Origin of the sequence: Saccharopolyspora sp. NPDC047091 (assembly GCF_040643635.1) — a bacterium.
Classification (GTDB): Bacteria; Actinomycetota; Actinomycetes; order Mycobacteriales; family Pseudonocardiaceae; genus Saccharopolyspora_C.
In genome coordinates, this window is sequence record NZ_JBEYUS010000040.1 from 1 (window position 1) to 15394 (window position 15394).

At 72.8% G+C, this 15394-nt stretch carries 14 protein-coding genes; 13 read left to right on the plus strand and 1 reads right to left on the minus strand.

The window, feature by feature from the left end; genetic code table 11:
• The 6 genes from nusA to ABZ805_RS18065 form a co-directional block, all read left to right on the plus strand.
• A partial coding sequence (gene nusA / locus ABZ805_RS18040) for a transcription termination factor NusA (protein WP_358441237.1) occupies window positions 1-645 on the plus strand: 645 nt, incomplete at its 5' end.
• Window positions 646-827: 182 nt separating this feature from the next.
• Window positions 828-1139, plus strand: coding sequence for a YlxR family protein (locus tag ABZ805_RS18045; protein ID WP_358441239.1), 312 nt, complete (start codon window positions 828-830; stop codon window positions 1137-1139).
• A gap of 115 nt (window positions 1140-1254) precedes the next feature.
• The gene (gene infB, locus ABZ805_RS18050; protein WP_358441242.1) at window positions 1255-4329 is read left to right on the plus strand and encodes a translation initiation factor IF-2; all 3075 of its coding nucleotides are present in this window, start codon (window positions 1255-1257) and stop codon (window positions 4327-4329) included.
• A gap of 76 nt (window positions 4330-4405) precedes the next feature.
• Window positions 4406-4699 carry a DUF503 domain-containing protein gene (locus tag ABZ805_RS18055; RefSeq protein WP_358441244.1) on the plus strand — a complete coding sequence of 98 codons (294 nt, stop codon included), beginning with the start codon at window positions 4406-4408 and terminating at the stop codon, window positions 4697-4699.
• A gap of 142 nt (window positions 4700-4841) precedes the next feature.
• Entirely contained in the window at window positions 4842-5351 is a 510-nt protein-coding gene (gene rbfA / locus ABZ805_RS18060) for a 30S ribosome-binding factor RbfA (protein ID WP_358441247.1), read from the plus strand.
• 126 nt (window positions 5352-5477) lie between these two features.
• A complete protein-coding gene (locus tag ABZ805_RS18065; protein WP_358441387.1) occupies window positions 5478-6455 on the plus strand; it encodes a bifunctional oligoribonuclease/PAP phosphatase NrnA in 978 nt (325 codons plus the stop codon).
• Between the two features lie 17 nt (window positions 6456-6472).
• Here ABZ805_RS18065 and ABZ805_RS18070 read toward each other — a convergent pair whose 3' ends face one another.
• On the minus strand, window positions 6473-6985 hold the full coding sequence (locus tag ABZ805_RS18070; RefSeq protein WP_358441250.1) for a CGNR zinc finger domain-containing protein: 513 nt from the start codon (window positions 6983-6985) through the stop codon (window positions 6473-6475).
• A gap of 67 nt (window positions 6986-7052) precedes the next feature.
• Between ABZ805_RS18070 and ABZ805_RS18075 the strand changes: the two genes are divergently transcribed.
• From ABZ805_RS18075 to ABZ805_RS18105, 7 genes are all read left to right on the plus strand, one after another.
• A complete protein-coding gene (locus tag ABZ805_RS18075; protein WP_358441253.1) occupies window positions 7053-8366 on the plus strand; it encodes an MATE family efflux transporter in 1314 nt (437 codons plus the stop codon).
• Window positions 8367-8642: 276 nt separating this feature from the next.
• On the plus strand, window positions 8643-9584 hold the full coding sequence (gene truB / locus ABZ805_RS18080) for a tRNA pseudouridine(55) synthase TruB (protein WP_358441255.1): 942 nt from the start codon (window positions 8643-8645) through the stop codon (window positions 9582-9584).
• Between the two features lie 37 nt (window positions 9585-9621).
• Window positions 9622-10608 (plus strand): bifunctional riboflavin kinase/FAD synthetase, encoded by a 987-nt coding sequence (locus ABZ805_RS18085; protein ID WP_358441257.1) that lies wholly within the window; start codon window positions 9622-9624, stop codon window positions 10606-10608.
• Window positions 10609-10739: 131 nt separating this feature from the next.
• Window positions 10740-11225, plus strand: a complete 486-nt coding sequence (locus tag ABZ805_RS18090) for a helix-turn-helix transcriptional regulator (protein ID WP_358441260.1) — start codon at window positions 10740-10742, stop codon at window positions 11223-11225.
• A gap of 43 nt (window positions 11226-11268) precedes the next feature.
• Complete coding sequence (locus tag ABZ805_RS18095; RefSeq protein ID WP_358441262.1) at window positions 11269-12075, plus strand: 2'-5' RNA ligase family protein; 807 nt, start codon at window positions 11269-11271, stop codon at window positions 12073-12075.
• A 434-nt stretch (window positions 12076-12509) separates the two neighbouring features.
• Window positions 12510-12779 carry a 30S ribosomal protein S15 gene (rpsO, locus tag ABZ805_RS18100; protein WP_358441265.1) on the plus strand — a complete coding sequence of 90 codons (270 nt, stop codon included), beginning with the start codon at window positions 12510-12512 and terminating at the stop codon, window positions 12777-12779.
• Between the two features lie 234 nt (window positions 12780-13013).
• Window positions 13014-15275, plus strand: coding sequence for a polyribonucleotide nucleotidyltransferase (locus ABZ805_RS18105; protein WP_358441267.1), 2262 nt, complete (start codon window positions 13014-13016; stop codon window positions 15273-15275).
• Window positions 15276-15394: the final 119 nt, after the last annotated feature.

The window sequence follows — 15394 nt, forward strand, 5'->3', positions numbered from 1 at the left end:
CCCGCCGCCGAGCAGGTGCCGGGTGAGCGCTACGAGCACGGCATGCGCGTCAAGTGCTACGTCGTCGGCGTCTCCCGCAGCGCCCGCGGCCCGCAGATCACCCTTTCCCGCACCCACCCGAACCTGGTGCGCAGGCTGTTCGCGCTGGAGGTCCCGGAGATCGCCGACGGCACCGTCGAGATCCCCGCGGTCGCCCGCGAAGCCGGGCACCGCTCCAAGATCGCGGTGCGCTCCTCGGTCGGCGGCGTCAACGCCAAGGGCGCCTGCATCGGCCCGATGGGGGCCCGGGTGCGCAACGTGATGAGCGAGCTGGGCGGCGAGAAGATCGACATCATCGACTTCTCCGAGGACCCGGCGACGTTCGTCGGCAACGCGCTGTCCCCGGCGAAGGTGATCTCGGTCGAGGTCGTCGACGAGCGGGCCAAGACCGCACGCGTCGTCGTCCCCGACTTCCAGCTGTCGCTGGCCATCGGCAAGGAGGGCCAGAACGCCCGCCTCGCCGCGCGGCTCACCGGCTGGCGGATCGACATCCGCAGCGATGCCGACCCGGCCTCGCCGACCACCTCGGCGGGACAGGCCGTGGCCCCGCCGCCCGGTGGCGCGGCAGGCGCCGACGAACTGCCCGCGGTCGGCTCCGCGGAGTGACCGCACCGCCCCGGCGACGCCCGGTGCCGGGTCCGCCGCCACCTCGGTGGCGGACTCGGATACGAGCGCTGGCGGCGGCGGGTTAGAATCATTGGTGGCTCGACGCGAGGGGAGCGAGAATCCGCACACGAACGTCCGGTACGCACGGCGATCGCCGTGATCAAGGACCGGTTCGCACCTGTGTGGGGTGTCGCATCCGGACGTCGGCCGCCGAGCTGCTGCGAGTGGTGGCCGAGGACGGTTCCGCGGGTTCCGCGGTCGTCCCCGATCCGCGAAGCAGGCGGTCGGGTCGGGGCGCGTGGTTGCACCCCGATCCCCGTTGCCTGCGACTCGCCGAGCGACGTCGGGCGTTCCCCCGCGCACTTCGAGTGCCGGGGCCGCTGGACCTCTCCGCCGTGCAGGGACACCTGGACTCCACTCCGGATTCCGGGTCACTAGCGGCGAGCGGCTCATCACCAGACCGACGCGGGAACCTCCCGCGCGGACGCAGTTGAAGGAAGCAGGTCGACCCGTCATGAATCAGCCGTGAAGCTGAAGACATGAACGCGCATCGGCGATAGGACGAGGTCGAGCGGGACTGCCGCCCGGCCTCACCAGATGAGGAGAGCAGTGGCAGGCAAGGCCCGCGTGCACGAGCTCGCGAAAGAGCTCGGTGTGACCAGCAAGGAAGTTCTCAACAAGCTCGCCGAACAGGGCGAGTACGTCAAGTCCGCGTCGTCCACCGTGGAAGCCCCGGTGGCGCGCCGACTCCGCGACGCATACCCCAAGTCGGGCAAGCCCGGCGGCCGTGCCGGCGGGGCGAAGCCCGCGCCGCCGCGCAAGCCCGAAGGCCAGCCCGGTGCCGCCGGTGACGGTGCGCCCAAGCCCGGCCCGAAGCCCGGTCCGCGGCCGCAGGCACCCGCCCCGCAACCGGCGGAGCAGCAGTCCGCAGGCCAGCCGGCCGAGACCAGCGCGCCCAAGCCCGGACCGAAGCCGGGCCCCAAGCCCGGTCCGAAGTCCCCGGCCCCGGAGACCGCTCCGTTCGAGCAGGCTCCCGCCGCGCAGGCACCGGCCGCACCGGCCGAGGCCCCGCAGCAGGGCGGCGAGCAGCGTGCCGCCGCGCCGCGTCCCGGTGGCCCGAAGCCCGGCCCCCGGCCCGGCCCGAAGCAGGACTCGAAGCAAGGCGGCGATGCCGGCGACGGCACCGTCCCGCCGAAGCCGCAGGGCGCCAAGCCCAAGCCCGGCCCGCGTTCGCCGCGCGTCGGCAACAACCCGTTCGGCGTCGGCTCCGGTTCCCCGGCGCCGCGCCCGCAGCGTCCCGGCGGTGCCGGTGGCGGGCAGCAGCGCCAGGGCGGTCAGGGCGGCCCCGGTCGCGGCGGTCAGCAGGGGCAGCGCCCCGACCGCGGTGGTCAGGGCGGTGCCGGTACCGCTCCGGCGTCCGGTACTCCCGCCCCGCGCGGCGGCGGTGAGGGCGGCGGCAACCGTCCGAACCCGGGCATGATGCCCCCGCGTCCGAACCCCGGCATGATGCCGTCCCGCCCGGCCCGCTCCGGCGGTCCCGGTGGACCCGGCGGTGGCCGCGGTGGCGGTCGTCCCGGTGGCGGCGGTGGCGGTCGTCCCGGCGGCGGTGGCGGCGGTGGCCGTCCCGGTGGCGGTGGCGGCGGTTTCCGCGGCGGCCCCGGTGGTGGCGGCGGTGCTCCGGCCGGTGGGCCTCCCGCCGGTGGTGGCTTCCGCGGTCGTCCGGGCGGCGGTGGCCGTCCCGGTGGTGGCGGTCGCGGTGGCGCGGCCGGTGCCTTCGGCCGTCCCGGTGGTCCGGCGCGTCGTGGCCGCAAGTCCAAGCGGCAGAAGCGCCAGGAGTACATGGACAACATGCAGGCGCCGTCGGTGGGCGGTGTCCGGCTGCCGCGCGGTAGCGGCGAAGTCCTCCGCCTGCGCCGCGGTGCTTCGCTGACCGACTTCGCCGAGAAGATCAACGCCAACCCGGCTTCGCTGGTGCAGGCGATGTTCCACCTCGGTGAGATGGTCACCGCGACCCAGTCCGTCTCGGACGAGGTCCTGGAGCTGCTCGGCCAGGAGATGAACTACCGGGTCGAGATGGTCAGCCCGGAGGACGAGGACCGCGAGCTGCTGGAGTCGTTCGACATCAGCTTCGGCGACCCGGACAGCAGCGAAGAGCAGCTGGCCGCGCGGCCGCCGGTGGTCACCGTCATGGGTCACGTCGACCACGGCAAGACGCGCCTGCTGGACACCATCCGAAAGGCGAACGTGCAGGCCGGCGAGGCCGGTGGCATCACCCAGCACATCGGTGCCTACCAGGTCGTGACCGAGCTCGAGGGCAACGAGCGCCCGATCACCTTCATCGACACCCCGGGTCACGAGGCGTTCACCGCCATGCGTGCCCGAGGCGCGAAGTCCACGGACATCGCCGTGCTGGTGGTCGCCGCCGACGACGGCGTCATGCCGCAGACGGTGGAGGCGATCAACCACTCGCAGGCCGCGGGTGTGCCGATCGTGGTGGCGGTCAACAAGATCGACGTCGAGGGTGCGAACCCGGACAAGATCCGCCAGCAGCTCACCGAGTACAACCTGGTGGCCGAGGAGTACGGCGGCGACACCATGTTCGTCGAGATCTCCGCCAAGCAGGGCACCAACATCGACGGTCTGCTGGAGGCGATCCTGCTGACCGCGGACGCCTCGCTCGACCTGCGGGCCAACCCCGAGATGGAGGCCCAGGGCGTCGCGATCGAGGCGCACCTGGACCGCGGTCGCGGTCCGGTGGCCACGGTGCTGGTGCAGCGCGGTTCGCTGCGCGTCGGTGACTCGATCGTCGCGGGCAACGCGCACGGCCGAGTCCGCCGGATGATCAACGAGCACGACGAGGACGTCACGGTGGCCATGCCGGCCCGTCCGGTCCAGGTCATCGGGTTCACCTCGGTGCCCGGCGCCGGTGACACCTTCCTCGTCGTCGACGAGGACCGGGTCGCTCGGCAGATCGCCGACCGGCGCGGGGCGCGCATCCGCGAGGCGCAGAACGCCGCCAAGCGCAAGCGCGTCAGCCTCGAGGACCTGGACAAGGTGCTCAAGGAGACCAACCAGCTCAACCTGATCATCAAGGGTGACAACTCCGGTACCGTCGAGGCGCTGGAAGAATCGCTCATGAAGATCGAGGTGGGCGACGAGGTCGAGCTCCGGGTCATCCACCGCGGCGTCGGTGGCATCAACGAGTCCGACATCAACCTGGCCACCGCGGAGAACACCATCGTCCTGGGCTTCAACGTCCGGGCCGAGGGCAAGGCGGCCGAGGTCGCCAACCGCGAGGGCGTGGAGATCCGGTACTACTCGGTGATCTACCGGGCGATCGAGGAGATCGAGCAGGCGCTCAAGGGCATGCTCAAGCCCGAGTACGAAGAGGTCGAGCTCGGCAAGGCGCAGGTCCGCGAGGTCTTCAAGTCCTCGAAGGTCGGCACCATCGCCGGTTGCATGGTCACCGAGGGCATCATGCGCCGGAACGCCAAGGCCCGGCTGCTGCGCGACAGCGTGGTCGTCGCCGAGAACCTCAGCCTCAACTCGCTGAAGCGGTTCAAGGACGACGCCACCGAGGTCCGCGACGGGTTCGAGTGCGGTCTGACGCTCGGTTCCTACTCCGACATCAAGGTCGACGACATGATCGAGACCTACGAGATGCGGGAGAAGCCGCGCAACTGATCCACTTCCGCCGGGGGTCGTCCTTGCTGGGCGGCCCCCGGCGGTCGTGCGGGCGCACGATCCGAGGAGCGAGCTGATGTACGTCGGTGCGCTGGAACTGGACGTGCTGCTCGGTGACGTCCACTCGTTGAAGCAGAAGCGCGCCGTGGTGCGGCCCGTCGTGGCCGACCTGCGGAAGCGCTTCGACGTGGCCGTGGCGGAAGCAGGCGATCAGGACCTGCACCGCCGGGCCCTGATCGGGGTGAGTGCGGTCTCCGGCGACGCCGCGCACGTGCGCGACGTGCTCGACGCGTGCGAGCGCGCGGTCGCCGCGCGCCCCGAACTGGAACTCCTGTCGGCCCGGCAGCGGATGCTGGGTCCGGAAGACTGACGGCCCCGGGCGGGTTCTCCCGGTGACGGGGCCCGCCCGCGGCGGCAGCCCGGGAGCCGTGCCGTGGCGGCTCGACCGCCGGTGACACGGACACTGTTCACGCCCGGACCACCGGGCGCAGGATCGACGGAGGAGGTGCGCCGTGGCCGATACGGCGCGCGCCCGCAGGCTCGCGAAGCGCATCGCGCAGATCGTGGCCTCGGGACTGGAATACGAGGTCAAGGACCCGCGGCTGGCGATGGTGACGATCACCGACGCCCGCGTCACCCCGGACCTGCGGGACGCCACGGTCTACTACACCGTGTTCGGCGACGACAGCGACTACGCGTCGACGGCCGCCGCCCTGTCCAGCGCCACCGGCGTGCTGCGGTCCCGGGTGGGGGCGCAGACCGGTGTGCGGTTCACCCCGACGCTCACGTTCGTCGCGGACACCGTGCCGGACGACGCCCGTCGGATGGACGAGCTGGTCGCCCGGGCCAAGGAAGCCGACGCGGAGGTCGCCCGGCTGGCTTCGGGAGCGGAGCACGCCGGGGAGGCGGACCCTTACCGTGCGGCACCGGAGGACACCGCGGATGACGACGCGGAAACCGCAGGTGACGAGCCGTCGAACGGCGAAGATGCCGATCTGCGGCATCGGCCACAGAGTGGTTGAACCGCCCGCGCGGATGCGGTGCGTTGAAGGCGGCACCGCGGTCGTGCGGTGCCGTTCGGCGTGGAGGTGAAGCCTGTGGACGGGCATTCCGGAACCGCCGGTGCGGCGGTACCCACGCCGGATGAGGTGGTGGCCGCCGCGCGGCTGCTCGCCGACGCCTCCGACGTGACGCTGCTCGCGCACGTCAACCCGGACGCGGACGCGTTGGGCAGCGCACTGGCGCTGGGCCGGGCGTTGCGCGCCCGGGGTGCCCGGGTCCGGGTGTCGTTCGGCCACCCCGCCGAGGTACCCGCGTCGCTGCGGATCCTCGACACCGACGGGCTGATCGTGCCCGCCGCCGACGTGCCCGCCGCGGGCCCGCTGCTGGTGGTGTGCGACGCGGGCAGCCTGCAGCGGCTGGGCGCGCTCGCCGACCGGGTCCGGAGCACCATCGACGCGGGCGGCTCGGTCCTCGTCATCGACCACCACGTGGCGAACCCGCGGTTCGGCACCCACCACGTGATCGACGAGACGGCCGTGGCGACGGTCGTGCTGGTGCTGCGGCTGCTCGACGAGCTCGGTGCCCCGCTGGACCTGCCGATCGCGCGCTGCCTGTACGCGGGGCTGGTCACCGACAGCGGCCGGTTCCGGCGGGCCACCCCGGCCACCCACCTGATGGCGGCGCGGCTGCTGGAAGCCGGGGTCGACCCGGACGCGCTGACCCGCTCGCTGATGGACACCCACCCGTTCGCCTGGCTGCCGATGCTCTCGGACGTGCTGGGCCGGGCCGCGCTGGAACCGGCGGCGGCGCAGGGGCTGGGGCTGGTGCACGCGGAGGTGCGGCTCGCGCAATCCGCGGAGGTGCGCAGCGAGGAGCTCGACGGCGTGATCGACATCGTGCGCACCACGGCGGAGGCCGAGGTGTCGGTGGTGCTCAAGGAACTCGCCGCGGACCGCTGGTCGGTGTCGCTGCGCGCGGACAGCCGGGTGGACGTCGGCGCGGCCGCGAACCTCTGCGGCGGTGGCGGGCACCGGCTGGCGGCCGGGTTCACCGCCGACGGTTCGGCGGACGACGTGCTCGACTCGGTGCGCGCGGCGCTGGAGAAGGCTCCGCTGCTCGGCTGAGCCGCCGTCAGCCGCCGTCAGCCGCGGCGGCGGGCGCGGAACGCGGCGACGTGCACACGGTTCGCGCAGCGCGCCGAGCAGAACCGCTTCGCCCGGTTGGTCGACGTGTCCAGGAAGTACGTGCCGCACCCCGCGGCTTCGCACCGGCCCCACCGGTCCATGCCGTGCAGCACCACGCCCTGCGCCAGGCCCCAGGCGGCCGCGGCGGCGACCTCGGTGGCGGGCGGGGCGTCCGGTCCCGCGACGTGCACGTGCCACTGCGGGCCGTGCCCGGACAGCCGCGGCCGCGGCGGGTGCCGCTCCAGCAGGGCGTTCACCGCGTCCTGCGCCTGGTCCGCGACCCCGGCCAGCAGTGCGTCCAGCGCGTCCCGCAGGCCCGCCGCGACCGTGCGCAGCACCGCCAGGTCCTGCTCGTGCACCCGCTCGGACCACCACGGCTCGTCGTGCAGCGCCGCCCGCAGCCGGTCCAGATCGGTGAGGTCGGCGTTCGCGAGCCGCAGCGCCAGCTCCGCGTAATCGGTGCTGTCCATCCGGGCTCCTCGCGGCTAGCCTGCGTCAGGATCGAAATGCGGTTTCACAGCTTACCGGGAGGGTGTCGTGAGCGAGGTCGCCGAACGGGTCCCGGTGCGGACGGTGCTCGGACTGGCCGTGCCCGCGCTGGGCGTGCTGGCCGCCGAGCCGCTGTACGTGCTGGTGGACACCGCCGTGATCGGTCACCTCGGCGCGGTGCCGCTGGCCGGGCTCGCCCTCGGCGGAACCCTGTTCACGCTGGTGTCCAGCCAGCTCACGTTCCTGTCCTACGGCACCACCGCCCGCACGGCCCGGCTGCACGGCGCCGGCCGGCGCGCGGACGCCGTCGCCGAAGGGGTGCAGGCCACCTGGCTCGGCATCGCCGTCGGCGTGCTGCTGCTGGTGCTGGCGCAGCTGTTCGCGGTGCCGATCGCGGAGCTGCTCGCCGGGGAAGGGCCCATCGCGGACGCGGCGGCGAGCTGGCTGCGGATCGCACTGCTCGGCGCGCCGCTGGTGCTGATCACGATGGCGGGCAACGGATGGATGCGCGGGGTGCAGGACACCCGGCGCCCGCTGTGGTTCGTGCTCGCGGGCAACGGGACCTCGGCGGTGCTGTGCCCGCTGTTCGTGTACCCGCTCGGCTGGGGGCTGGAGGGCTCGGCGATCGCGAACCTGATCGGCCAGAGCATCGCGGCGGCGCTGTTCCTGCGCGCGCTCGTGGTGGAGCGGGCCGGGATGCGGCCCGATCCGGCGACGATGCGCGCCCAGCTGGGGATGGGGCGGGACCTGGTGCTGCGCACCCTCGCGTTCCAGGCGTGCTTCCTGTCGGCGACCTCGGTCGCCGCCCGCACCGGAGCCGACGCGGCCGCCGCGCACCAGGTGGTGTGGCAGCTGTGGTCGTTCCTGTCGCTGGTGCTGGATTCGCTGGCGATCGCGGCCCAGTCGCTGGTCGGTGCGGCCCTCGGCGGTGGGGCGGCGCAGCGGGCGAAGGGCGTGGCGCGGCAGGTCAGCTGGTACGGGCTCGGGTTCGGGGTGCTGCTGGCCCTGGTGTTCGCGGCGCTCGCCGCGGTGCTGCCGCGGGTGTTCACCAGCGATGCGGCGGTGCTGGCGCAGCTGCCGAACGCGTGGTGGTTCTTCGTGCTCCAGCAGCCGGTGGCCGGAGTGGTGTTCGCGTTGGACGGGGTGTTCCTCGGCGCGGGCGACGCGCGCTACCTGCGCACCGCGACGATGCTCAGCGCCGCCGTCGGCTACCTGCCGCTGATCTGGTTGTCGCTGGCCTTCGGCTGGGGGCTCGCCGGGATCTGGACGGGCCTCAGCCTGTTCATGGTGCTGCGGCTGATCACGTTGCTGCTGCGCGCCAGGTCGGGGAAGTGGGCGGTAATCGGCACGTCACCTGCTTGATCTGTGGGTTCCCGCTCGTTCTGCGTAGTGCTCGGGTGGCGGAACCTCAGCTGTTCCCTCGCTGCGGGATCGTTTTCACCGGTGGCTCCGCCACAGGAGAAATCGCTGTCCTCGCGAGGGAACAGCTGAGAACCCGCTGCGGTGCCGGTGTCTTGGGTGGTCGTTGTTCAGCGGCTGCGCCGCTGACGGGACGGCGAGGCGGTCCGGGCGCAGGCGGGCTGGGGTGGGCGGGGTCGATGTGGGAGCGGGGGGAGCGGTCGTGGAGTATTGCCAGCCGTGTCCGAGCACTCCCGTACAGCGCGCAACCGTCCCACCGTCCCGCCCGGCCTGCTCGTGGTGGACAAGCCCTCCGGCATGACCTCGCACGACGTGGTGTCCCGCGTCCGCCGCATCATGGGCACCCGCAAGGTCGGCCACGCGGGCACCCTCGACCCGATGGCCACCGGCGTGCTGGTGCTCGGCCTGGAACGAGCCACCAAGCTGCTCGGGCACCTGGCGCTGGACACCAAGGCGTACCTGGCGACGATCCGGCTCGGCGCCGCCACCAGCACCGATGACGCCGAAGGCGAGATGTGGTCGCGGACCGACCCGTCCGGGGTGACCGAGCAGGCCGTCCGGGACGGCATCGCCGAGCTCACCGGGGACATCCAGCAGGTGCCGAGCTCGGTGAGCGCGGTGAAGGTCAACGGCAAGCGCGCCTACGAACTGGCCCGCGAGGGCAAGGAGGTGGAGCTGGCCGCCCGGCCGGTCACCGTCTCCCGGTTCGACCTGCTGGCGCTGCGCGCACCGGCCGAGCCCGCCGATGAGCCGGACGAGGAGCGGTTCGTCGAGCTGGACGTGCTCGTCGAGTGCTCCTCCGGCACCTACGTGCGCGCGCTGGCCCGCGATCTCGGCGCCCGGCTCGGCGTCGGCGGCCACCTCGGCGAGCTGCGCCGCACCCGGGTCGGCCCGTTCGGCCTGGCCACCGCCCGCACCCTCGACCAGCTGGAAGCGGAGCCGGGCCTGTCGATGGACCTGGACCGGGCGATCGCCACCGCCTTCGCCCGGCACGACACCGACGCGGTCACCGTCCGCGCCCTCATGCACGGCCAGACCATCCCGGCGACCGGCGTCGCCGGCACCTGCGGCGTGTTCGGCCCCGACGGCCGGGCGGTCGCGCTGGTGCAGGACCAGGGGCGGACCGCGCGACCCGTGCTGGTGCTGACCCCGGCGGGCTGAACGGCCGATCCGGAGGCAACCAGTAGGCTTGCCAGCCGTGCAGCGTTGGCGCGGTTTGGAGCAGCTCCCGGGCGGTTGGGGCCGGTGCGTCGTCACCATCGGCGTCTTCGACGGGATCCACCAGGGACACCAGCAGTTGATCACGCACGCGGTGCGGGCGGCGCGCGAGCGCGGCATCCCCTGCGTGCTGATGACCTTCGACCCGCACCCCGCGGAGGTGGTGCGGCCCGGCAGCCATCCCGCCCAGCTGACCACGCTGCGGCGGCGCGCGGAACTGGCGGAGCAGCTCGGCGTGGACGTGTTCTGCGTGCTGCCGTTCACCGCGGAGCTGTCCCGGATGCCCGCCGACGAGTTCGTGCACGAGCTGCTGGTGGACCGGCTGCACGCGGCCGTGGTCGTGGTGGGGGAGAACTTCACGTTCGGCCACCGCGCCGCCGGGAACATCGCGCTGCTCGCGCAGCTGGGGGAGCGGTTCGGGTTCGAGGTGGCCTCGGACCGGCTGCTCAGCGGCACCACCGAGCGCGCCGACGGGCCCTCGGACGCGCCGGTGACGTTCTCCTCGACCTACATCCGCTCCTGCATCGACGCCGGGGACGTGGTGGCCGCGGCGTCCGCGCTGGGCCGCTACCACCGGCTGGAGGGCATCGTGGTGCGCGGCGCCGGGCGCGGCGGCAGCGAGCTCGGCTTCCCGACCGCGAACCTGTCCAGCCCGGAGCACTCCGCGATCCCCGCCGACGGCGTGTACGCGTGTTGGTTCACCCACCGGCGCCGCGGCTCCACCGGCCCGGGCGAGACGCTGCCCGCGGCGGTGTCGGTGGGCAGCAACCCGACGTTCTCCGGTACGGAGCGGACGGTGGAGGCGTTCGTGCTCGATGTGGACGCCGACTTCTACGGGGAGCACGTGGGGCTGGACTTCGTGCGCAGGCTGCGCGGGATGGAGCGCTACGACTCGGTGGAAGCGCTGATCGAGCAGATGAACCAGGACGTCGTGGACACCCGTGAGATCCTCGGTGCTCGTGGCTGATCGACCCGCTGGGGGCGGGCGAAATCACCGAACCGGTCCGGTGCGGCGCGATGGCCTGGCAGTATTCAGTACCGCCCGCTCGGGGGAACGTTCCGGCGGCGGCGATCTACTGTGGTACCTGGGGAGCTGAGGTGGCGGAGCACAAGAGCGTCCAGCGCAATCTGGCGCTGCAACGCGAGTGGTACGGCGAGCCGTTGGGCGATCGGGTTCGGCGGCTCGTGGTGGCGTTCCGGATCTCACAGGCCCAACTCGCCGAGGTCCTCGGCATCAGCGCGCCGATGCTCAGCCAGGTGATGAGCGGCCGCCGCGCCAAGATCGGGAACCCGTCGGTGCTGGCCAGGCTGGTGATGCTGGAGCGCAAGGTGCTCGTGCCGGGCGTGGCCGCGGGCGAGTCGGAGGCGATCCAGGCGGCGCTGGCGGACGTGCGCGATTCCAAGCCGTCGGTCGGCCGGGACACGCTGCCGGTGATGGCGGTGAACGGCGAAGAAGTGGCCTGGCCGGTGCTGCGCGGTGCGGCGAAGCCGAGCGAACTGGAGGCCGCGGCCGCCCTGATCGACGGCCGCTACCCGGAGCTGGCCGGCCTGCTGCGCCGCGCGGCCACCGGCGAACCGGCCTGACCGGCCGCTCCCGCGCTCGCGGGATCGCTGCGACACTGCGCCGGTGAGCGAAGACCTGGCGCGGCGAGGACCGGAGCGCGAAGCCCCGGGCGGCGGAGGTGCCGAACCGGCGGCCCGAGCTCCGGCGGCCGATGGCACCGAATCGATGGCCCGAGCTCCGGGGGTCGGCGACACCGAACCGGTGGCCCGAGCTCCGGGGGTCGATGGCACCCATCCGGTGGGTCGAGCTCCGACGGCCGACGGCACCGAGGCGGTGGACGAGGTCGGTGCGGAGCACCCGCCGCCGCGGCTGTTCACCGCGGTGTGGCCGCCCGCGGCGGCGGTCGAGCACCTCGCCGCCGCGCTCGGCGAGCTCCCGTCCCGGCAGGTGGAGCGGCTGCGGCGCTTCCGCCGCACGCCTCCCCGGCAGTGGCACGTGACGCTGCGCTTCCACGGGCCCGCCGATCCGGCGCCGCTCGCGGCCGAGCTGGACCGGCGGGTGCCCGCCGCGGGCCCGGCTCCACGGCTGCGGCTGGCCGGCGCGGGCACCTTCCGCGGGGTGCTGTGGATCGGAGTCGAGACCGCCACCGATGCCGACACGCGCGGGCTGCACGAGCTGGTGCGGATCGCGGGCGGGGACCCCGGCGGGTTCCGGGCGCACCTCACCGTCGCCCGGTGGAACGCGGGACTGCCGGACCCGGCACGGCTGATCGGGCCGCTCAGCGGCTATGCCGGACCGTGGTGGGACGTCGCGGAGGTCGCGCTGGTGCGCAGCGACCCCGGGCCGTCCGGGGCGCGGTACCGCGCGCTGCACGCGGTCCCGGTGCCACGCCGGGCGGCGGGGGACCAGGGTGGACCGCTCGGCCCCTGATATCCTGAACGCGGATCCGGCTGTAGTCCGTGGCGGCCGGATCCGGTGTGCCGTTACCCGGCGTGCACGCGAACCGCGTGCCCGTGCCCAGCGCGACCGCGTCCAGCGTGACCGCGACCAGTGACCGTGACCAGCCCGCACCTCGTGGGGGCACCGGTCCGGGAATCCGGCCGGCGCAGCCGCTCCGGCGGCCGCGCGATCGGTCCGGAACCGGGGGAGCGGAACTCGGGGACGGCTCCCGGCGACCTGGCTTCCAGGTCGCGTCCGGGATTCGGGGTGACGATCTCCGGTGTGGACCGCCCGGGGCGCGCGACGTGGCGATGGCCGTGAGTCGTGTCCGGTGCGTTCCGCGCCCGGTGCTCATCCCGGCTCCGAGCCCGCGACCGGCGCACCAGCAGCACTTGACACGGCACGCGAAACAAGGAGAGTCAGTCGTGGCGCTGTCCACCGCGCAGAAGAAGCAGATCCTGGCCGACTACGGTCTGCACGAGTCCGACACCGGTTCGGCGGAGGCCCAGGTGGCCCTGCTGACCAACCGGATCTCGGGCCTGACCGAGCACCTCAAGCAGCACAAGCACGACCACCACTCGCGTCGTGGCCTGCTGCTGATGGTCGGTCGTCGCCGCCGGCTGCTGAACTACCTGACCAAGGTCGACATCGAGCGCTACCGCTCGCTGATCCAGCGGCTCGGTCTGCGTCGTTGACCTACGTCGGGGGAGCGTTCCACAGTGGAGCGCTCCCCCGATGCACAACCGAACGCATCAAGACGGGCCGCTAGGCCCGCGCACGATCCGGGTCCACGCCCACGGCGGGTCATCATCCGCCGGTCCTCGGTAGTGGCCCCCGGGCGCACCCCGCCCGGTGGCTTCGATCGATGACCGGCCTCGTCGGAAAGATTCCCCCGCACGACCGTGGACCCCTGAAACTAGGAGTTCCACTTGACACAGGCCCACAACGTCGACGAAGGCGTCTACGAAGCGACCGCGGTGCTGGACAACGGTGCCTTCGGCACCCGCGAGGTCCGGTTCGAGACCGGTCGGCTGGCCAAGCAGGCCGCGGGCAGCGTCGTCGCCTACCTGGACGACGACACCATGCTGCTGTCGGCCACCACGGCCTCGAAGCACCCCAAGGACAACCTCGACTTCTTCCCGCTGACGGTGGACGTCGAGGAGCGGATGTACGCCGCGGGCCGCATCCCCGGCTCGTTCTTCCGCCGCGAGGGTCGTCCCTCCACCGACGCGATCCTGACCTGCCGGTTGATCGACCGGCCGCTGCGCCCGTCCTTCGTGGACGGCCTGCGCAACGAGATCCAGGTCGTGGTCACGGTGATGAGCCTGGACCCGAAGGACCCGTACGACGTGCTCGCCATCAACGGCGCGTCCGCCTCCACCCAGCTGTCCGGCCTGCCGTTCTCCGGCCCGGTCGGCGGCACCCGGATGGCGCTGATCGACGGGCAGTGGGTGGCCTTCCCCACCTACGAGCAGCTCGAGCGCGCGGTGTTCGACATGGTCGTCGCCGGTCGCATCGTCGGTGACGACGTCGCGATCATGATGGTCGAGGCCGAGGCCACCGACAAGACGATCGACCTGGTCGGCCAGGGCGCCCAGGCGCCCACCGAAGAGGTCGTCGCCGCCGGTCTGGAGGCCGCGAAGCCGTTCATCCGCACCCTGTGCCAGGCCCAGCAGGCGCTGGCCCAGGCCGCGGGCAAGGCGACCGCCGAGTACCCGCTGTTCCCCGCCTACCAGGACGACGCCTACAGCGCCGTCGAGGGCGCCGTCTCCGCCGACCTGGCACAGGCGCTGTCCATCGCGGGCAAGCAGGAGCGCGAGAGCCGGCTCGACGAGATCAAGCAGGTCGCGCTGGAGAAGGTCGGCATCGAGGAGGGGCAGCCCTTCGCCGGCCGCGAGAAGGAGATCGGCGCGGCGTTCCGCTCGCTGACGAAGAAGCTGGTCCGCCAGCGGATCATCACCGAGAAGGTCCGCATCGACGGCCGCGGCCTCACCGACATCCGCAGCCTCTCCGCCGAGGTCGGCGTGGTGCCGCGGGCGCACGGCTCGGCCCTGTTCGAGCGCGGCGAGACCCAGATCATGGGCGTCTCCACGCTGAACATGCTGCGGCTGGAGCAGACGATCGACTCGCTCGGTCCGGAGACCAGCAAGCGGTACATGCACCACTACAACTTCCCGCCGTTCTCCACCGGTGAGACCGGTCGCGTCGGCAGCCCGAAGCGCCGCGAGATCGGCCACGGCGCGCTGGCCGAGCGGGCGCTGCTGCCGGTGCTGCCCACGCGCGAGGAGTTCCCCTACGCGCTGCGGCAGGTCTCCGAGGCGCTGGGCTCCAACGGCTCCACCTCGATGGGCTCGGTCTGCGCCTCGACGCTGTCGCTGCTCAACGCCGGTGTGCCGCTGAAGGCGCCGGTCGCGGGCATCGCGATGGGCCTCGTCTCCGATGACGTCGACGGCAAGACGCACTACGTGGCGCTGACCGACATCCTCGGTGCCGAGGACGCCTTCGGCGACATGGACTTCAAGGTCGCGGGCACCAAGGAGTTCGTGACCGCGCTGCAGCTGGACACCAAGCTGGACGGCATCCCGTCCGAGGTGCTGGCGCAGGCGCTGGGCCAGGCCAGGGACGCCCGGTTCACCATCCTGGAGGTCATGGCCGAGGCCATCGGCACCCCGGACGAGATGAGCCCGCACGCTCCGCGCGTCACCTCGGTCTCGATCCCGGTCGACAAGATCGGCGAGGTCATCGGGCCGAAGGGCAAGATGATCAACTCGATCACCGAGGAGACCGGCGCCGAGATCACCATCGAGGACGACGGCACCATCTACGTCGGTGCGGCCGACGGCCCGTCCGCGGAGGCCGCGATCGACAAGATCAACGCCATCGCGAACCCGCAGCTGCCGAAGGTCGGCGAGCGCTTCCTGGGCACCGTGGTCAAGACCGCGGCGTTCGGCGCGTTCGTCTCGCTGCTGCCGGGCAAGGACGGCCTGGTGCACATCTCCAAGCTGGGCCAGGGCAAGCGCATCGGCAAGGTCGAGGACGTCGTCAACGTCGGCGACAAGCTGCGCGTCGAGATCGCCGACATCGACAACCGCGGCAAGATCAGCCTGATCGTCGTCGATGAGGAGGCCGACAAGGCCCCCGCCGGCGAGCAGGCCGACGCCGAGGCCCCGGCGGAAGCCCCCGCCGAGTGACCTCATGACGCGATGAGATCGGGTCCGCCCGATCATCGGCAGCGAAGCGGCCCGCCCCGGACAGCACGTCCGGGGCGGGCCGTATCGTGTGGCAGGGCGAACGGCGACGAGACCCGGGG

Coding starts and splice junctions, on each gene's coding strand:
- ABZ805_RS18055 (WP_358441244.1), top strand. CDS start 4,406: ATGTACGTCGGTGCGCTGGAACTGGACGTGCTGCTCGGTGACGTCCAC.
- ABZ805_RS18070 (WP_358441250.1), bottom strand. CDS start 6,985: ATGGACAGCACCGATTACGCGGAGCTGGCGCTGCGGCTCGCGAACGCC.